General features: G+C 40.9%; 15 protein-coding genes. 9 read left to right on the top strand and 6 right to left on the bottom strand.

Translation table 11 applies throughout. The annotated features are described in order from the left end of the window. Positions 1-23 precede the first annotated feature (23 nt). Together fahA and H6541_10455 are read left to right on the top strand one after the other, a co-directional pair. The gene (gene fahA / locus H6541_10460; GenBank protein MCB9016206.1) at positions 24-1301 is read left to right on the top strand and encodes a fumarylacetoacetase; all 1278 of its coding nucleotides are present in this window, start codon (positions 24-26) and stop codon (positions 1299-1301) included. Between the two features lie 122 nt (positions 1302-1423). Beyond that, a complete protein-coding gene (locus H6541_10455) occupies positions 1424-2317 on the top strand; it encodes a flavin reductase family protein (protein MCB9016205.1) in 894 nt (297 codons plus the stop codon). A gap of 184 nt (positions 2318-2501) precedes the next feature. Here H6541_10455 and H6541_10450 read toward each other — a convergent pair whose 3' ends face one another. The 5 genes from H6541_10450 to H6541_10430 form a co-directional block, all read right to left on the bottom strand. Then, positions 2502-3527 carry an HmuY family protein gene (locus H6541_10450; protein MCB9016204.1) on the bottom strand — a complete coding sequence of 342 codons (1026 nt, stop codon included), beginning with the start codon at positions 3525-3527 and terminating at the stop codon, positions 2502-2504. Next, on the bottom strand, positions 3511-5727 hold the full coding sequence (locus H6541_10445) for a TonB-dependent receptor (GenBank protein ID MCB9016203.1): 2217 nt from the start codon (positions 5725-5727) through the stop codon (positions 3511-3513). Before H6541_10445 ends, H6541_10450 begins: the two co-directional genes overlap by 17 nt. Further along, positions 5727-6965, bottom strand: coding sequence for a T9SS type A sorting domain-containing protein (locus H6541_10440; protein ID MCB9016202.1), 1239 nt, complete (start codon positions 6963-6965; stop codon positions 5727-5729). Before H6541_10440 ends, H6541_10445 begins: the two co-directional genes overlap by 1 nt. Before the next feature lie 148 nt (positions 6966-7113). Further along, positions 7114-7464, bottom strand: a complete 351-nt coding sequence (locus H6541_10435; GenBank protein ID MCB9016201.1) for a hypothetical protein — start codon at positions 7462-7464, stop codon at positions 7114-7116. A gap of 242 nt (positions 7465-7706) precedes the next feature. Then, positions 7707-9452 carry an aromatic amino acid hydroxylase gene (locus H6541_10430; protein MCB9016200.1) on the bottom strand — a complete coding sequence of 582 codons (1746 nt, stop codon included), beginning with the start codon at positions 9450-9452 and terminating at the stop codon, positions 7707-7709. Positions 9453-9531: 79 nt separating this feature from the next. On the opposite strand from H6541_10430, the gene H6541_10425 reads away from it, so the two are divergent. The 4 genes from H6541_10425 to H6541_10410 all read left to right on the top strand — a co-directional run bounded on the left by H6541_10425 (position 9532) and on the right by H6541_10410 (position 14965). Next, the gene (locus H6541_10425; protein MCB9016199.1) at positions 9532-10737 is read left to right on the top strand and encodes a hypothetical protein; all 1206 of its coding nucleotides are present in this window, start codon (positions 9532-9534) and stop codon (positions 10735-10737) included. After that, positions 10734-11669 carry a tRNA (adenosine(37)-N6)-dimethylallyltransferase MiaA gene (gene miaA, locus H6541_10420; protein MCB9016198.1) on the top strand — a complete coding sequence of 312 codons (936 nt, stop codon included), beginning with the start codon at positions 10734-10736 and terminating at the stop codon, positions 11667-11669. The genes H6541_10425 and miaA overlap by 4 nt, the downstream gene beginning before the upstream one ends. Before the next feature lie 104 nt (positions 11670-11773). Further along, positions 11774-14164 (top strand): TonB-dependent receptor, encoded by a 2391-nt coding sequence (locus H6541_10415; GenBank protein ID MCB9016197.1) that lies wholly within the window; start codon positions 11774-11776, stop codon positions 14162-14164. A gap of 12 nt (positions 14165-14176) precedes the next feature. Continuing rightward, on the top strand, positions 14177-14965 hold the full coding sequence (locus H6541_10410) for a hypothetical protein (GenBank protein ID MCB9016196.1): 789 nt from the start codon (positions 14177-14179) through the stop codon (positions 14963-14965). 4 nt (positions 14966-14969) lie between these two features. Here H6541_10410 and H6541_10405 read toward each other — a convergent pair whose 3' ends face one another. Then, entirely contained in the window at positions 14970-15632 is a 663-nt protein-coding gene (locus H6541_10405; GenBank protein ID MCB9016195.1) for a protein-L-isoaspartate(D-aspartate) O-methyltransferase, read from the bottom strand. An 87-nt stretch (positions 15633-15719) separates the two neighbouring features. Here H6541_10405 and H6541_10400 point away from each other — a divergent pair, with 87 nt between their 5' ends. From H6541_10400 to H6541_10390, 3 genes are all read left to right on the top strand, one after another. Continuing rightward, positions 15720-16706 carry a Gfo/Idh/MocA family oxidoreductase gene (locus H6541_10400; protein ID MCB9016194.1) on the top strand — a complete coding sequence of 329 codons (987 nt, stop codon included), beginning with the start codon at positions 15720-15722 and terminating at the stop codon, positions 16704-16706. Between the two features lie 105 nt (positions 16707-16811). Next, on the top strand, positions 16812-17714 hold the full coding sequence (locus tag H6541_10395; GenBank protein MCB9016193.1) for a hypothetical protein: 903 nt from the start codon (positions 16812-16814) through the stop codon (positions 17712-17714). Next, positions 17711-19129, top strand: a complete 1419-nt coding sequence (locus tag H6541_10390) for a sugar transferase (GenBank protein MCB9016192.1) — start codon at positions 17711-17713, stop codon at positions 19127-19129. The genes H6541_10395 and H6541_10390 overlap by 4 nt, the downstream gene beginning before the upstream one ends. Positions 19130-19187: the final 58 nt, after the last annotated feature.

Raw genomic sequence — 19187 nt, 5'->3', positions numbered from 1 at the left:
GACATTTTTATTCAAAACAAGAGATGATTTCAAAAACAAACCCGGAACTCAAATCGTGGATTGAGGTTGACAGCAAAAGTGATTTCCCGATTCAAAACATACCATTTGGAATTGCCCGACATAAAGACGGTGCAATAACAGCAGTAACCAGAATTGGTGATTTTATTATTGACCTGGCTGCTCTTGAACGGCTGGGTTATTTCCTGCCTACACATCTGCATTTAGCAACCAAATTCAGGCAGAATACACTCAATGACTTTATTGCCATGGGGCAAAACGCCTGGAGAGCCGTAAGAAACAGAATAATAGAAATTTTTCAGGAAAACAATCCGGAACTCCGCGACAAACAAGGGCTCAGACGATTGATTGTAATTCCATCTGAAGATTCTGAAATGCTAATGCCAGTAAAAGTTACGGATTACACTGACTTTTATTCGAGTATTGAGCATGCAACCAATATTGGTAAAATGCTGCGTGATCCGGAAAACGCTTTGTTACCCAATTGGCGTCACCTGCCGGTTGGATATCACGGCAGAGCGTCCTCTATTTTTGTTTCTGGTACAAATATTCACCGGCCCAAAGGGCAAACCATGCCACAAGGGGCAGTTTCTCCGGCATTTGGCCCCAGCAAAATGCTTGACTTTGAACTCGAAGTTGCATTTGTGGTAGGCTCTACAACCCAAGCGGGCGAAAGTATCACTACCGAAAAAGCTGAAGAGAATATTTTTGGCTTTTTACTATTTAATGATTTATCGGCCCGTGATATTCAAGCCTGGGAGTATGCGCCACTGGGACCCTTTCTTTCAAAAAATTTCGGTTCAATTGTATCGCCCTGGATTGTCAGCCTTGATGCATTAGAGCCTTTCAGAGTAAAAGGCCCTGTTCAGGAGCCCGATGTGTTGCCCTATCTGAAAACCGAAGGTTTGAGAAACTTTGACATCAACCTTGAAGTCATCATCAAACCCGAGAACGGACAAGAAAATACCGTTTGCAGGTCAAATTTCAAATATATGTACTGGAATATCTGTCAGCAGCTGGCACATCATACCATTAATGGTTGTAATATTTCAGTCGGAGATTTATATGCCTCCGGTACTATCAGCGGACCAGAACCAGGTTCTTATGGTTCAATGATGGAACTAACATGGAAAGGGGCAAATCCGATAACTTTGAGCGACGGAAGTGTGCGCAAATTTATTCATGACAATGACACGACAATTATCAGAGGATTTTGCGAAAAGGACGGGCTTAGAATCGGGTTTGGTGAATGTGTAACCAAAATTCTGCCAGCAAAAGAATAACACTTCAATTTAACAACAGCTTTTCTGAAATTTACCAACCACGGAATCAAAATTCATTTCCAAAGCCAGGTGACAATAGCCAATTACCTGATGAAAGGCAAGCATTTAAAGCCAACTTAACTATGTACAAATCATTTGATCCGACAAAAATCCCGCATTCAGCCCTTCATAAGCTGATGCTGGGCGCTATTGCACCCCGTCCAATTGCATTTGCCAGTACCATTGACAAGGAAGGCCGCCCTAATCTATCGCCCTTCAGTTTCTTTAATGCTTTTGGGGTGAATCCCAGTACGATTATTTTCAGCCCGTCACGGCGTGGGCGCGACAATACGACGAAAGACACTTTTGAAAATCTGAAAGAAGTTCCGGAAGTGGTTATCAATGCGGTAACTTTCAGTATGGTTGAGCAGGTAAGTCTGGCAAGCACCGAATTTGCAAAAGGGGTAAATGAATTTGAGAAAGCTGGATTTACAGCCCTGCCTTCCGAAAAAGTAAAACCATTCAGGGTGAAAGAATCGCCGGTGCAGTGGGAGTGTCGCGTACGTAATATTATTGAAACAGGCCAGGGCGGTGGAGCAGCAAATCTGGTCATCTGCGAAGTTTTGCTGGTGCATGTAAATGAAAATTTTTTGACTGTTGACGGCCAAATCAATACACCCGCCATTGACCTCATCGGGCGAATGGGTGGCGACTATTATGTTAGAGCCCACGGAAATGCCCTATTTGAAGTAGAAAAACCCCTGCAAAAGCCAGCCATTGGAATCGATGCCCTTCCTTATAACCTTCGCTTCAGCCCCGTGCTAACCGGCAATGAGTTGGGCCGCCTGGGCTCTGTCGAGTTCCCTCCTACTGACCATGAACTAAAAATGGCCGCTCAACGAAATGACGTCAGCATCATTCTTGACCATCCTGTTCTTACCGAAGACGCTAAACTGGAAAAACTTCATGAAACCATTAGAAAAGTGCTGATCGAAGGTCACAAAAGAGAGGCATTGTCCATAGGCTATCTGCTTTGATTTCAGCAAAATAAAAAATAATTTCCGATGTACTAAACAAAAAGAGTCAAGTAAAATAAGCATTTGCTCTCATCACATTTATTCAATTGACCTCCCGGGGTTATGAAAGAATCGGGCAAAAAAAATCCCGGCTCACAAACACGCCGGGCTTTTTCCACTTTCACAAACAAAATTTATATCAGAGTCACAACTTCTGATATTCAAACGTTGGATAACCTTTCTGACCGAGATTATTATAAAAATCCACAAATCTCAGTTTATAATAAAAACCATCAGCATCTTTAATAATGTAAACCATTTTGGGGATGGCAGAATAAGTAACATTTCCTGAAGTTACATCACCAATCACTTTTTTCCAGTCATAACCAATTACATCTTTTTGCGTTGAAAAGATCAAACCATCAGCAAACTCGCGGGTAATTGTTTCAAAAGGTGTAATAGAATCCATCACTGCTGAAACCAGTGTATCATTTATGAGCACACCCGTAACCAAATAGGGATATGGTTCACCGGTATCAGTAAAAAGCAGCGTTGTATATTGCGTAAAAACAAGATCCCATGATTCAGCCGGAGGTTCAGGTTGAATTTCATTCTGACCATTATCAAACGACATAGAAACAACTCTGAATCCTTCAATTTTATTAAAACTGAATATTCGCTCATCAGATCCATTGAGGTTAGCTATTCTGATACTAACAACTTTGGTTAATGGATTAAGCTGAGGCTGAATTTTCAGAAAGCCAGCCGGTAGCCCATCTGCATCAATCCCTTTATCAACCAACAAAACTTCGTTGAGACTCACAGGGCCGTCAGGCCCATCAGTCCACCATTTTCCTATAGCATTTCCCAGGGGATTACCGGTTGATTCATCAAACTGCCATACAAAGCCTTCGGTAGAGTAAGTTACATCAAAGTTATCTGATTCAGTGTGTGCAATTTTAACAAATCGCGAAGAGTTCAGAAAAAGTGTATAATCATCGGCTGTTGTAGTCAGACTAATATCCCAGATATCTTTCAGATTTCTGCCCGTTTCTTCATTCGTTGACAATTTAAAATAAACCTGATAGCTATAATCAGGCAGCAGTTCAATCACTTTGGTTGTCACATCACCGGGCCGGGCAGGCACCACCTTTTCATCCTCTTTAAAGCAGGAGGTCAGCAAAACAACAGAAATGCCCAACATCAGGACGAACCTATTCCTTTTTATCATTGCGCCAGATTGAAAAGTTAATTTTTGCAAAGAAAGTTCTGCCCCAGGCCACCGGAACACTGCTTCCTCCACCTGAGTGAATTCCACCATCAGTGCCGGTAGCGGTTATACTCGTAATATCAAACAGATTTTTAGCTCCGAGCGTAACAGTCAAACGATCATGATAAAATGACTTGAGAATGCTCATATCAAGATTATGGTAATCATCAACCTGTCCCTCAGAAATCAAACCCTGCTCATCCACAAAAAACCGCGGCATTTTACCTGTATATTTATAAAATGCTGAAAAGCTAAGTCCGGTTTTTTTGGGTCTGAATGTTAATTCAGAAGTTACTTCGGGTGACCATCTGAAATCCGATTCACTTCCGGCTATCCCAAATGAATTGGATTTTCCGGTACGTCCGTATCCAACCCTGAAATCGACCGAAGGAAATATAGACGTGCGCATCATAAGAGAATAACCCCTGGTACGATAGTGGTCAACATTAATGTATGTATAAGTACCTGAGCCACTTTCGGCCAGCGTAATAATATTGTTGATATTATTCACAAACAGGTTCAGCTCGCCTCCAACAACAAAACCAGCATGCTCCACTTTCTGCGAAATCTGCACCTGTAAATGCTTTGATTCTTCAGGTTTCAGGGCAGGATTACCTTCGATATTGTGATTTACATCAACAAAATAAAGGTATAATTCTTTAATTGAAGGAGCTCTGAAACCTGCTGACCATGAAGCCCTGATGCTTGCTCCTTTTAACGGCTCGGTCTTAATATGCAGCGCATAAATCAGAGGAGTATTGTATTTTGAATTGTATGCCACTCTGAAGCCCGGCTGAATTGATAATTTTTCAATCGGTTGATACTGCATACTAAAAAAAGCAGCCAAATCAGTAATACTGCGGGTATCGCCGCCTATTCTTTCGCCTCCGGCCCACTCAGCATTCAGGTCATAACCTGCCTGAAAACCGAGCAATCCGGTTGTTCCACGATATGTATACATTCCCCTCGACATCCAGGCACCAAAGATGGTGGTGTCTTTATCAACATTGTTACTTTCAAGAATTGTAAGATCGTTATAATAGAGCGAGCGGGTGCGCCTGTAATAAGAGTAGGAATTACTTGCTGAAAAATTATTACAACCCTTTGTTTGTAGACTTACTTTTGCTGTGTAGCGCTGTGTATTAAAATGGCTGTCAAACGCCTTTTCAAAATAAGGGGGCAGCAAATCGCCTTTGCTGAGCAATAACTCATCAAAAAGACTGAAACGGGTTTTAAAGGATACTTTTTTCAGACTCAGGTTATAATCCATATCTGCATTAAACTGACGCCGTGGTTTCCATTCCATTTCACGTCCTGTTCTTACTCCCTGGAAACCATCAAAAAAGTTTCGGCCTGCCTGGAATGAAAAACCGTGAATACCCCGTCCAATACCAATTCCACCTTCAAAATTATAAACTCCAACCGATTCGGTATAGGCAGAAGCATTGGCAGAGGAACGATTGCCAGTGTTATCTTTGGGAATAATATTGATAACACCTGCAAGTGCATTGCTGCCATAAATAACCGACATTGGCCCTTCAATAACCTCAACCTGTTTAGCCTGCTGCAAATTAACCTGCGTAAGGTCAATAACTCCATTTAAACGACCAATAACAGGCACCCCATCAATTAAAATTTTCACATTTTCACCAGACAGTCCCTGCAGGCTCATTCCTGTGCCCAACGCGCCATCCTGCGAAAGTCTGACATTCATCTGATTTCTGAGCAAGCCAGCCAAATCATAAGCTGCCCTTTTTTGAATTTGCATCGAATTGATAACATTGATGCGGTATATGGAGCGATCAGCGCTTACTGGACTATACTGAGCAGTAACAACCATCTCATCAAAGGTAATGACAGCAGGCTCAAGTTTTATATCCGCAGATTTTCCCGGGCTTATTGTATCAACATATGGTTTAAAACCAATGTATGATACTGCGATTATACTTGGAACACTGATCGTATAACCTGTATAACCAGCAGTATCACTCACATAGTATTTTGATTGTAAAGAGCCGACTGTTGAAATTTTAACATGAGCAAAAGGCACCGGCTTTCCTGATGAACCATCAAGCACGCGTAACTCTGCCCTTTGCCCGTGTGATAAAAACACACTCAACAATAGCCCTGACAATAAAATAAACCTCAGGAATTTTGTCATTATTTTATGATAACCTTAGTATTAATAACTGAGTTATTGCCATTCAATTGCAGCAAATACAGCCCGGGATTAATTCCATTGACCTCAATCTGTGCTGACATTCCACTGCCCAGATTCCATGAACGAAGCAGCTTTCCGCTGAGGTCATATAAAACGGCTGTTTTTTGACCTAAATCTTTGCTGAAGGTCATCTGAATAAAATCAGAAGCAGGATTGGGATATACTTTCAAGCCAGCTGCCACATCTTCCTCAACACTTAATGAAGAAAGTAATGTAGTATTAAAAGATGAAATACCGGTTGAGGAACCTGTAAAACCGTCAAAAACCAGTTTATAGACTCCTCCGTCCAATGCTTTTACAAAATACAACAATGAATCTTCAACAACATATTGAAATGAATTCATATCAAAATATTTCCAGTCGTAGCCAATCACATCCCGACCGGTTTCAAAATCAAGATTGCTCCAATCTGCAAATGCAGGGTCGGTTTGTGCCAACCGGGCAGTATTAACCTCGGGATTAAGCAACACACCAACAACCGGGTAAGGTGTATTTTGCACCACCCCAACATATTTTGTAAACAACATATCCCATTCGGAAGCCAAAGGTTCGCGATCAACAATACCGTTGGCAAATGAATAAGCTAGAAACACCCTGTCGTTCTGTGGATTTACGTCAATGCTCACGGTCTGATCCTGCTGTCCATCAAGTAATGCGAACCTTATCTGGTACTGATTTTGTGTTGAAACTTTGCGGATGATATTTAACTTGCGATAAATCCCGTCAGGAGTTTTGATCAAAAAAAGCGAATCGCCAACAACATCGTGGGTGGTCATACTATATACGCCCCAACCATAATCAGGATGTCCTTTCTGATTGCGGTCAAAAGCTCCGTTTTCCCAATCAGAAGCATCGTTATACATTTTTGTCCAACCTGTCATGCCGGTTGTATCAAAATTATCCCAACCATCATTGGCCGCTTTGGGATAAGTATATAATTCAACGCCTGCTCCATCGTTGATGATGATTCCAGCGCTGAATGCATTTGTGTGGAATGCAATATCCCACAAATTGCGGGGAGATGTTTTAACCACTCCGTTTGTAACAGAGTAAAAAACTTCATTTGCATACTGCGGGCCCATTTCTACTGAGCCAGGGGTTTGAGCCTGAAGCATTTTGAAATTTGCAGACACGAGTAAGGCAAATGCCAGTAAAGCAAAAGTAGTTTTTGTTTTCATGATGATTTGATTTTTGCGCAACTGATTATTTGTTGCAATGACTTTCTCCGATATGTTGATCAAAATCAACAACTTGAGCACAAGTCAAATAAATAAGTAATAGGTGAATTAAAAATGCCACACTTTCACAATGCAGGCAAAGCAGAAATTAAACGGCGGGAGGCCCTCTGAGCGCATGAACCAGAGATTGGTACGATATGAGGGCAGATTTGAAACAAATTTGGGTTTCAGTAAATATTGTAAGTTCTGCAGGTTTTTCAATCAAATCCTCTGAACAGGTATTGTCAGAAAACAATACAACCGGAAATATATGCGCATTAACAGCAGCTTCGATTGACTCCTCCCTTTTGGAAAGAATCCCCTGTGACATCAGGGTGCGACCAAAAATATGATGCTGATGAAAGTTTATAAGAGAACCCAAATAAATCCAGAAAACAAAAAACGCGGTTGCCAGTATAACAACGCGGCTAAGTTTTCCAGATATGATGCTTCGGTTCATTTACAAACTGTGATTGAGTAATTTGGCCTCTTTACAGGCTTTGATATGGCAAAGATAGTATATAGAACATTCGATATACAAAAAAAAAGCATCCATTGAGAAATATCATCATTTTAATGAACACATGTTCATAAACATGGTAAAACATCATGCTTAAAGTTACTTCATTTACCCCATAACACTGATTATCTTTTACTTAACACATTTTCAATCCATAAATGAACGGGAAACGTTATATTCTATCACTTCAGCACCTCCAGTTTTTTCATCCCATCATCAATCAGGCGTTTGAATGCCGGATTTTTAATTTTAATTTGATGAAGCCTTTGCTCAACCAAAGCCAATACACTTTTATCGGCTTGGGCACTTTCAAGGAATTCATACAATTCAAGCAGCAAAAGCCACTCATCAGGGTATTCAGTGGTAATTTCATTCAGTAAATCTGCAGGTTGAAACATACTTCCTTCTCCTGAGCGGGCATTTCTGATTTGCTGATATAATTGATGAAGCCGGCGTGACTGGCTATTATGGATAATCTTATGTGTCTGCTCGGCAGGAGATTGAAATTCGAGATCGAATGCATCAGCATCGGCAGGGCCCTGGAAAGCTGAAATTACTTCTTCACCAATAGCCATATCATAGTTGCCCCACGCTGGTTTAAACAAAATTTGCCCCTTATATTGCACCAGACAAGATGAAAAGCTTAGCAAAATCAGTTTTCCTTTATAAAATGTAGCTCTTTCAAAAATTCCCTGCAGCGTTATTCCACTCTCATAAAGCAGCTCCTGTCTCACACCAGGTTGAAAACCTGCATCATCCAGTTCACCCTGAGTCATTTTTGAAAAGGAGTAGCCGCCAGCCACCAGATTTCCCAGAGGTGAGCCAAATCCTTGAGGGTGATATTTTCGACCATGAAACATAAGCTCATGATTATCAACACAAAGAGATGTTGAACTATTCGTTTTTACATATATCACTTCTCCATCTGCGTAAATACAATCATCAAATGTCCCACAAATCTGGATGCCCGAATCTAATACAACTGTGGCTGTAGAGCCTGAGTCTTCGGCTCTTTTAACTGCCAGAGCCCCCCCTTTGCGCAAGGCCATTGTGTTGGCAAACTCATTCAAAACACTGTTCAGATGCTTGAAGTCCGGAGTTACAAATAACTGGGGTTGTTGCGTGGTAATATCAAAACTGTAATTCACAGCATCAATCGAATAGGGGATTTTTTTCACTTCAGGCTTCATGCAATTCATGCTTTCGCCAATAGATGAAAGCAATCCGGCTCCGTATATCTTATAATCTTTAATATTTCCAATCAGTCCATACTCAACCGTCCACCAATGCAAATTACGTATTAGCGCCATTTCGCTGGCAGGTCCAATGGCTGATTCTATTTGCTTTATTTGCCATTCAGCATTCTCAATATCAGTCATTGGGGTATAAGGGTCGGCTTTAAGGATAGATAAATGCCTGATGGCTTCGTATAATTTATAATCATTGGCTGAAGAAAATGCTTTTGCTCCAATTTCGCCAAAAAACTTAAGATAAGCTGCATATTCAGGATCGGCAATAATTGGAGCATGGCCGGCCGCTTCATGAATAATATCAGGAGCCGGCGTATATTCAATCTGACTAATTGGCCGGATATCAGCAGCAATTACCAACACATTATAGGCCTGAAATTCCATAAAAGCAGAGGGAGGAATAAACCCATCCACAGCTACAGCAGCCCAACCTATCTCCCTTAGTATTCGGTTCATTCCATACATATGTGGAATGGCGTCAATACTGATTCCGGTTTTTTTCAATCCATCCAAATACGAACCATGGGCAACACGACTCAAATACTGAACATTGCGGCGCATTACGTAACGCCATACAGCATGATCCTGCGCTGTATAATCATTATAGGGCTGGTCAATCACCAGTTTTAACAAATGACGGGGCAGTTTATCAAGAACTTCATTAGATTTCATAGGCAGGATCATTACTTTTGCATAAATTTCAACTAAACACATAAATCTGGCTGGCGCAATTGAGGATAATAACAACAGTAAGCATATGAAAGTTTATTTAACCCTGCCTGTTTTAAACGAAACAGAAAACCTCGAAGTGCTGCTAAGCTGTATTGAGAAGCAACAGTTTCAACAGTGGAAAATGATTGTATGTGTCAATCAACCTGATGAATGGTGGCATAATCCGATAAAGCTGAATATTTGCGAAGACAATCAGGCAGCTATCTCATGGTTGGAATCCCGAAAAAATCCAAAAATTCAGGTTATTGATAAAAGCAGCCGCGGCAATGGCTGGAAAGGAAAAAACCACGGAGTGGGATGGGCAAGAAAAACAGCCATGGATGAAGCTGCCTTACAAGCTGAACCGGAAGACATCATCATCAGCATTGATGCTGACACACTGTATCCTTCCAGCTTTATCAATTCTGTGATTTCCGGATTCGAAAAGCACCCTCAGGCGGCTGGTCTCTCAGCACCATATTACCACAAGCTTACGGGCGAAACAATAGCTGACCGGTGCTTGCTGCGCTATGAAATTTATATGCGAAATTACGCGCTAAATATGCTTTTATGTGATAATCCATACGCTTTTTCAGCCATTGGATCAGGCATGGCATGCAAGGCAAATACTTATCTGAAAAACGGAGGGTTAACCCCCAAACTTAGCGGAGAAGACTTCTATTTTATTCAGAAGCTCAGAAAACAAGGCAACATTATTATCGGGAGCGGTACATATATCTATCCGGCAGCAAGATTCTCTGACCGCGTATATTTTGGCACAGGTCCAGCCATGATAAAAGGGAAATCAGGCAACTGGGACAGTTATCCGATTTATCACTCAGCAGCCTTTCTTAAAGTTAAACAAACATTTAGTACTTTTAACAAGTTATTTATCAGCGATTTGCCAACACCAATGGATTCATTGCTAAAAGAAACAGCTAAAAACAAACCTTTATGGGAACCACTTCGGGCCAATGCCAAAACAGTTAAAAGCTTTGAAAAGGCGTGCATGCAGAAAGCTGATGCATTGAGAATACTACAATACCTGAAAGAAACTAACCAAGATTACCCTGAATCAAACGAAGTACGGTTGAGTAACTTTCTGCAGTCATCATTTCCTATGGATACATCTTTAAAACAAATACTCAACAACCTTTCATTTGACGAAACCAGCATACCTGACCTCAACGCTGTCAGAGATTTTATGGCAAACCGTGAAATGGAACTGCAGCAAATGAAAGAAATTATATGAAAAAGTATCCAAATATTATCATCCTTGGGCCAACAGCAACCGGAAAGACCAAACTGGCAGCCCTTACGGCCTCTAAAATTAAAGGTGAAGTTATTTCAGCTGATTCACGTCAGGTTTATAAAGACATGAACGAAGGAACTGGTAAAGACTTGATTGATTATGTGATTGATGGCAAAATTATACCTTCGCATTTGATTGACATTGTTGAAGCAGGCAGCCAATACAACATTTTTGATTATCAAAGAGATTTCATCCGGGCGGCCAACGACATTCTTGCCAGAAACAAAAATATAGTTGTTTGCGGTGGCAGTGGAATGTACCTGGAAGCCGCACTTGGCCTCTATAAACTTATTGAAGCACCCATCGACGATTTATTCAGAGCAGAGGCAGCAAACCTGAGCAATCTGGATTTAACCGAAATGCTGAAAACATTAAGGCCATTGCACAACACTACCGATATTACAGACCGCCAGAGACTGCTCAGAGCCATTGAGGTAGCAAGGGCCGAAAACAGTACAAATAATCAACACAGTAAAAATCATGAACACCCTGTGACGGCTGAGAACAGTCTGATTTTTGGGATTGATTTCCCCAGAGAGGTCATCAGACGCCGCATTACCGAAAGGCTAAAACAAAGGATGGAGAATGGCATGTTGAACGAAGTTGAAAATTTATTAAACAAAGGACTTAAAGCTGAAGAATTAATATACTATGGTCTGGAATACAAATACATTACGCTTCATTTAACAGGGAAAATATCTGAAAACGAAATGTTTAGCTTACTTAATACAGCCATTCATCAGTTTGCCAAACGGCAAATGACCTGGTTCAGAAGGATGGAAAAAAAAGGACTGAAAATAAATTGGCTGGATGGAGTTTCAGGCACTGAAAGAAATGCAGAAATCATTTCATCGCTATTTTATAGCAATTAAAGAATAGCACTGGCACAATTAAACATTTCCTTCCGATTCATGTTTATGATTCAACGTTAAATATTAAACAACAATCACTGTTTTGCACCTTTTCCACAATTGTTATGAAGAAAATATTTTTAGCAAGCTACTTTATACTATCACTTTTTCAGCTTTTTGCGCAGAACGGTACCATCAGGGGGCGTGTATTTGATGAGAAAAGCAACAATCCTCTGCCTTTTACCAACATTATTATTTTTGGAACAACGATTGGTTCAACCTCTGATCTTGACGGAAATTTTATATTCACCGGCATAAAGCCCGGCTTTGTGAAACTTGCGGCTACGTCGGTTGGTTATGAGCCTTATATCAGCGAAGAATTTCAGGTGACCAATGCCAAAACCTTTTTCATTGATATCCCTCTTCGCGAAACAACCATTCAACTGGAGCAGGTAGTTGTAAAAGCTTCTCCGTTTCGAAAAACAGAAGAAAGCCCTGTATCAATGCGCACACTGGGCATTAGCGATATTGAGAAAAACCCGGGAGCTAACCGCGACATCAGCAAGGTTATTCAGGCGCTTCCGGGAGTTGCTTCCACAGTTTCATTCCGCAACGATATTATTGTAAGAGGTGGCGGCCCCAGCGAAAATCGTTTCTTCCTTGATGGGATAGAAATTCCCAACCTGAACCACTTTGCCACACAGGGAGCTTCAGGAGGGCCTGTCGGAATTATTAATGTTGATTTTATCCGTGAAGTCGACTTCTATTCAGGTGCATTCCCGGCTAACCGGGGGAATGCGCTGAGCTCAGTGCTTGAAATGAAACAAATTGACGGAAATAAGGAAAGGATAGTATTCAAAGGTTCGGTTGGGGCGAGCGACCTGTCGCTGGCAATGAATGGCCCTTTAAGTGAAAAAACAACCTTTTTGTTTTCTGCCCGCCGGTCCTATCTTCAGTTTCTTTTTGATGTAATTGGCCTGCCATTTTTGCCAACCTACAACGACTTTCAGTTTAAAACAAAAACCAGGTTTGATTTAAAGAACGAACTCACCGTACTGGGCATTGGCGCTATTGATCAGTTCAGACTCAATACCGGATTAAACAATCCGACTGAAGACCAACAATATATACTCAATTACCTTCCGGTAAATGAACAATGGAATTATGCCATTGGCGCAGTTTATAAACATTTCAGAACCAACTCATTCGACACCTGGGTATTTAGCCGGAACATGCTTAATAATCAGGCTTACAAGTATGAAAACAATGATGAGAGCAAAAACAAAACACTGGATTATGTTTCTCAGGAGATTGAAAATAAATTCAGATATGAAAACTCAGGCAGGGTAAACGGATTTAAGTTAATATCAGGTGTTGGCGGTGAATACGCCCGCTTTACCACTACTACATTTCAAAAGGTTTTTATTCCACTGCCGGCAGACACGATACGCACAATCGATTATGGCTCAGAAATAGACATGTTCAAGTATCACATATTCGGACAAATGAGCCGCAATCTAAACAACGATCGCCTGATTTTATCATTTGGATTAAGGGCTGAAGGCAATTCCTTTTCAAAAAACATGTCAAATCCTCTGAAACAAATTTCTCCCCGCCTGAGTGCCGCCTGGGCAGTTAATGATAAATTTTTCCTGAATTTCAATACAGGAAGGTATTATCAACAGCCTTCCTACACAACGCTAGGCTTCAGAAATAACAGTGGAAACCTGGTAAACAAAACCAACAATATCAAATACATCGCAACCAATCATTTGGTGGGTGGTATTGAATACCGCAGGCGGGAAGATACGAAATTTACGCTGGAAGCTTTCTATAAACAATATGAAAACTATCCGGTTTCAGTCAATGACTCAGTATCGCTGGCCAACAAAGGAGGTGATTTTGGAGTTTTTGGAAATGAAGAAGTAACTTCAACAGGCCGGGGAAGGGCCTATGGAATTGAAGCTTATGTGCGCGACAAAATTGCCAGACATTATGACATCATATTCTCTTACACATTTGTCAGAAGTGAATTTAAGGATTTCAACAATGCTTATATTCCTTCATCATGGGACAACAAACATTTGCTGAATGTCACCATCTCACGTGAATTCAGAAAAAACTGGAATCTCGGAGCCAAATGGAGATTTGTAGGTGGCTCACCTTATACTCCCTGGGATTTAAACAGGTCGTCACTCATTGCTGCCTGGGATGCCCGTAAACAAGGTTATCTGGATTACAGCAACTTTAACACTTTCCGAACGGGAAATTTTCAACAACTGGATGTAAGAATTGACAAACAGTACTTTTTTAATAAATGGTCACTTAATTTATACATCGACATCCAGAATTTCTATAATTTCAAGCAGAATGGCCCTCCCAACCTGATTACACAAACAGATGAGTTCGGGAACAGTCTCATTAATCAGGAAGACCCTTCGCGTTATTTGCTGAAAGAAGTAGTCAACACATCGGGCACCGTTTTGCCTACCATCGGAATTATTGTCGAATTTTAACCAGTGAACCTTATGAAAGACACATCATCAATCATTGTGAATGCTGCCATTTTCCTGAGCTTGCAATTGGTTACAGGATTGTTTATTCCTGGTGGGGCAACGTCTCAGGTTTTAAACAAAAAAACAGTTTCAACATCCATTGACACCATTTCCACAAATATTCAGGGAACTGGCATTGAATTAATCATTGAATTCAAAAAAGGGCCAGAACACAATCACCCTCTGATGGCTGTTTGGATAGAAGACATGGATGGCAACTACATTCAAACTCTTTATGTAGCCCGCTCAATTGCTACAGGCATATTTTCATTCGGACAAAAAACTGAAGGCAAATGGCAACCCGGAGAAATTTCAAGGCCGGCTGCGCTGCCTTACTGGATGCACAAACGCAATATTGTAAACAACAAAGGCTCGCTTGTACCCTCAAAGGGTTATGAAGTGCCTGATGCATACAGCGGAGCCACTCCTGTTGATAATTTCACCCTATACACCCGTACTGATAAAACAATCGACAGCAAATTCAGAATATTATTTGAAATCAATCAGTCATGGGACTGGAACGAGTACTGGACAAACACCAAATATCCTGACGATGAGGAATATAAAACATCATCACAACCGGCAGTTGTTTATGCAGCAGAAATAGACCCCCATCAGATGAATGCCAGGTACAAACTCACCCCCATAGGCCGTAGCCACTACTCCGGTGCAGACGGGAACCTGTATCACGATTTGGAAACATTAACTACTGCTTTGCGAATTGCATCTGAAATCACCGTTACAGTGTTGCCTCAGAAATAACCATCTACTCATGCGCCTTGTCGCCTAGTAAAGGCACAAATCTGAAACGGCCGTGATATTCGGTAATAAGATGCCCATCGGCATGTTTGCAAACCGAAGTCATCAACTGGCCTTCTTCGTCATCAACCGGAATAACCAGAATACCACCGGGTTTAAGCTGCTCGGTTAAAGCATCAGGGACATAAGGAGCACCGGCAGTTACAATAATTTTATCGAAAGGTGCAAAAGCAGGCAGACCTTTATAGCCATCACCAAAAAACAACTTAACGCCAAAACCAATTTTTGGAAGCAGTTCTTTGGCTTTGGAATAAAGCACCCGCTGACGCTCAATAGAATAAACTTTTGCGCCCATTTGATAAAGTATACTGGCCTGATAACCAGAACCTGTACCAATTTCCAGTACCTTTTCCCCTTTTTTAATTTTCAGAAGTTCCGTTTGAAATGCCACAGTAAAAGGCTGTGAAATAGTTTGGCCGGCGCTTATCGGGAAAGCTTTATCTTCATAGGCAAATTCAAGAAATCCTGAATCAAAAAATAGATGTCGCGGAACAGATTCTATTGCGCTGAGTACATTTTCATCTGAAATCCCTTTCTTGCGAATACTATCTACCAGCTTCTTTCTAAGCCCTTTATGACGAAAAGTATCAGTGTAATTGTTATGAGTCATGAAGTAATACGAAGGTTTCTGTTTTTGATGTAAAAATACTAATTTCGCCGTGTCATAATTACTAACCACCGAATCAAATTACTTCCTATGCTCAAAATCGGAGTTCTTGGCGCAGGCCATCTTGGAAAAATTCACATCAAATGCATCAAGCAGATTGCTAAATATCAACTCGTTGGCTTTTACGATGCCGACCCTGAAAATGCGGCCAGAGTCGAAGAGGAATATGAAGTAAAAAGTTTTTCGGGCATCGATGAACTCATCGAAGCAGTAGATGTAATTGACATTGTAACACCTACCCTGTCACATTTTGACTGTGCTTCGCGCTCATTAAAACGATTCAGGCATGTTTTCATTGAAAAACCAGTGGTTACTACACCTTCAGAAGCACTTGAACTCATCAAACTGGCTGGTGAAGCCAGCGTAAAAGTTCAGGTAGGCCATGTTGAGCGGTTCAATCCGGCATTTATAGCAGCCGAGCCTTTTATTGACAACCCAATGTTTATTGAAACACATCGGCTGGCACAGTTCAATCCACGTGGTACCGATGTACCGGTTATTCTTGACCTGATGATTCATGACCTTGATATCGTATTGAGTGTGGTAAAGTCAGAGATTAAGAAAATAAGCGCCAGTGGAGTTTCAGTAGTTAGCGATACACCTGATATCGCCAATGCAAGAGTGGAATTTGCCAACGGATGTGTTGCAAACCTCACTGCAAGCCGTATATCAATGAAAAATATGCGCAAATCCAGGTTTTTCCAGCGCGATGCATACATTGCGGTTGATTTCCTTGATAAAACAGCTGAAATTATCAGAATGCGCGGAGTAAACCCGGAAACAGCCGACCCTTTAGCCATGGTACTTGATTTGGGACCCGGAAAACAGCCCAAGCAAATACTGTTCGACAAACCCGAAATCAAACCTATTAATGCGATTTTAACTGAGTTGGAAAGTTTTGCTGATGCCATTATCAACAACACCATTCCGTCTGTCACCATTAATGATGGTTACGCTGCCCTGGACCTCGCCCACCGGATTATTGAAAAAATGAACAACTCGTCAAATCTGGTTTAAAAATACCTAAATAAAAAAAATTAAAAATATCATCTTTGCAGGCAATAATCTACATTGTACTGCGTTGAAGAGGTATTCACGATAGTAAGCAATATGTATGGAATTATGAGGATTTTTACCAAGCTGTCCCGGTTCATTACTTTCACTTTTTTAACCTCCACTTTTTTAGTTGGTTGTGAAGAAAAGGACAATCCTGATTTGGTTCCATCATACATCCACATTGAACAAATTGATTTAATATCAAACTACAATCAGGGAACAGCTTCTCATAAGATTACAGATGCATGGGTATATGCTGATGAAACACTGATTGGCGCTTTTGAACTTCCGGCTACAGTGCCAATTTTAAGAAAGGGTCAGCAAAAAATCACCATCAGGCCAGGAATTAAAATCAATGGCATAGCCAACACCCGCAGTATTTATCCTTTTTACAGCACCATTGAACGAACACTCAATCTGGTTCAGGATAGTGTCATTACTATTTCTGATGCAGTTGTAACCTACAAGTCAAATGTAGATTTCCCCTGGCTCGAAAACTTTGATTTGACCGGTATAACACTCGACACCACAGCCAAAAGCACTGTAGGTATTATAAAAAGCAACGATCCGGCTTTATTATTTGGATATAAAAATGAAGATAATAATTATTCTGCACTTATCAGAATGACGGGTGATACCGCCGTTTTTGAAGCTACCACCATTGGCAAATATGATTTCCCAGGAAACGGAGCGGCTGTATTTCTTGAAATGAATTATAAAGCCAATCAAACGATGGTAGTAGGAGTCATATATCTGGCTTCGGGCATCAGGGTTCAACGCCCCTTGCTCTACCTGAACAAAACCGACGAATGGAAAAAAATATATGTAAACCTTACCGTTCCCAAATATGACACGCCTTCTGCTACTGATTTTCAAATCTTTTTTGGCGCTCAGAAAGAAGAAGGCTTAGAGGAATCGCTGATTGCATTAGACAACTTAAAACTGGTGCATTTTAATATATCGAAATGAATAAAACTTTACAGGTAACAAAGTATGTTATTGCGGATTTGTTCTCGGCTTTTTTGGCCTGGGGAGCATTTTTCATTTTCCGGAAATACTCCATCGACCCCAACGTATTCGAGTATCCTGAGACCATTTACAAAGACACCAACCTCATTTACGGGCTGATTTTCATTCCGGTATTCTGGCTTTGTCTTTATATCTTAGTTGGTACTTACCGCCGCATTTACCGCAAAGCCCGGCTCAAAGAACTCGGACAAACCCTGCTCATTACCATCATAGGTGTTATCATCCTTTTCTTTGCGCTTATTCTTGACGACACAATTATCTCTTACCGGAATTACTATCAGTCTATTCTCGTATTGTTTGCCTTACATTTCATTCCAACATATTTATTCAGGCTCACCCTTACTTCCATTACAGCATATCGTATACATCACAAAACAATAGGTTTTAATACCATTATTGTAGGAAGCAACGGCAATGCTATTTCTATATATAACGAGATTGAAAACCAGGAAAAATCAAGCGGAAATCATTTTGTTGGTTTTGTGAATGCAGCCAGTTACAACAACTATAAGCTTGAAAAATTTCTGAACCATCTCGGACAGATAACCGATTTGAAAAAAATCATAAAAGATTATAGCGTGGAAGAGGTCATTATAGCCATTGAGCGCTCAGAGGTTAAAACCATTGAGCAGATTATTACGGAAGTGGAAGATACGAATGTAGTTATCAAGGTAATTCCTGATATGCAGGACTACCTTTTGGGCACAATTCGGTCCAATTCAATTTTTCATGCTCCTTTGCTGCAGATTTCGCCTGACCTTATGCCAGCCTGGCAACAATCCATCAAGCGTATTATTGATATTGTGGTTTCTATCATTGCCATGATAATATTATCACCAGCTTATCTGATTATTGGTCTTATTATTAAACTCACATCAAAAGGGCCTGTTCTTTATAAACAACAACGCATGGGAGTGCATGGCAAACCCTTTACCATGATTAAATTCCGAAGCATGTATTGCGATGCCGAGAAAGGCGGAATTCCCCAGCTATCTTCAAAAGAAGACCCCCGAATTACAAAAGTTGGCAAATTTTTACGCAAAGTGCGACTTGACGAAATACCTCAGTTCTGGTCGGTACTGATTGGCGATATGTCGCTGGTAGGTCCCCGCCCCGAAAGGCAATATTTTATCGACCAGATTGTTCAACGCGCACCACATTATCGCCTCCTGCAAAAAGTAAAACCCGGTATTACTTCCTGGGGGCAGGTTAAGTATGGATATGCTGAAAATGTGGATGAAATGATTGAACGATTAAAGTTTGACATCCTTTACATCGAAAATATGTCGCTCGCCATGGACTTTAAAATCCTAATCTATACGGTTTTAATTGTTGCTCAGGGTCGAGGGAAATAAGTACAAAACCTGTTCGGACTTTACTGTTACAGTATACACTTCAGTATCAGGCAGACGC

It is taken from the genome of Lentimicrobiaceae bacterium (genome assembly GCA_020636745.1).
Lineage (GTDB): Bacteria > Bacteroidota > Bacteroidia > Bacteroidales > Lentimicrobiaceae > Lentimicrobium.
The sequence above is the reverse complement of the archived record's forward strand: the minus strand, read 5'-3'. Positions and strand labels throughout refer to the sequence as shown.

Bases quoted from the DNA above. Each gene is read 5' to 3' on its own strand.
- fahA (MCB9016206.1), top strand. From the start codon at position 24: ATGATTTCAAAAACAAACCCGGAACTCAAATCGTGGATTGAGGTTGAC.
- H6541_10455 (MCB9016205.1), top strand. From the start codon at position 1,424: ATGTACAAATCATTTGATCCGACAAAAATCCCGCATTCAGCCCTTCAT.
- H6541_10450 (MCB9016204.1), bottom strand. From the start codon at position 3,527: ATGATAAAAAGGAATAGGTTCGTCCTGATGTTGGGCATTTCTGTTGTT.
- H6541_10445 (MCB9016203.1), bottom strand. From the start codon at position 5,727: ATGACAAAATTCCTGAGGTTTATTTTATTGTCAGGGCTATTGTTGAGT.
- H6541_10440 (MCB9016202.1), bottom strand. From the start codon at position 6,965: ATGAAAACAAAAACTACTTTTGCTTTACTGGCATTTGCCTTACTCGTG.
- H6541_10435 (MCB9016201.1), bottom strand. From the start codon at position 7,464: ATGAACCGAAGCATCATATCTGGAAAACTTAGCCGCGTTGTTATACTG.
- H6541_10425 (MCB9016199.1), top strand. From the start codon at position 9,532: ATGAAAGTTTATTTAACCCTGCCTGTTTTAAACGAAACAGAAAACCTC.
- miaA (MCB9016198.1), top strand. From the start codon at position 10,734: ATGAAAAAGTATCCAAATATTATCATCCTTGGGCCAACAGCAACCGGA.
- H6541_10415 (MCB9016197.1), top strand. From the start codon at position 11,774: ATGAAGAAAATATTTTTAGCAAGCTACTTTATACTATCACTTTTTCAG.
- H6541_10410 (MCB9016196.1), top strand. From the start codon at position 14,177: ATGAAAGACACATCATCAATCATTGTGAATGCTGCCATTTTCCTGAGC.
- H6541_10405 (MCB9016195.1), bottom strand. From the start codon at position 15,632: ATGACTCATAACAATTACACTGATACTTTTCGTCATAAAGGGCTTAGA.
- H6541_10400 (MCB9016194.1), top strand. From the start codon at position 15,720: ATGCTCAAAATCGGAGTTCTTGGCGCAGGCCATCTTGGAAAAATTCAC.
- H6541_10395 (MCB9016193.1), top strand. From the start codon at position 16,812: ATGAGGATTTTTACCAAGCTGTCCCGGTTCATTACTTTCACTTTTTTA.
- H6541_10390 (MCB9016192.1), top strand. From the start codon at position 17,711: ATGAATAAAACTTTACAGGTAACAAAGTATGTTATTGCGGATTTGTTC.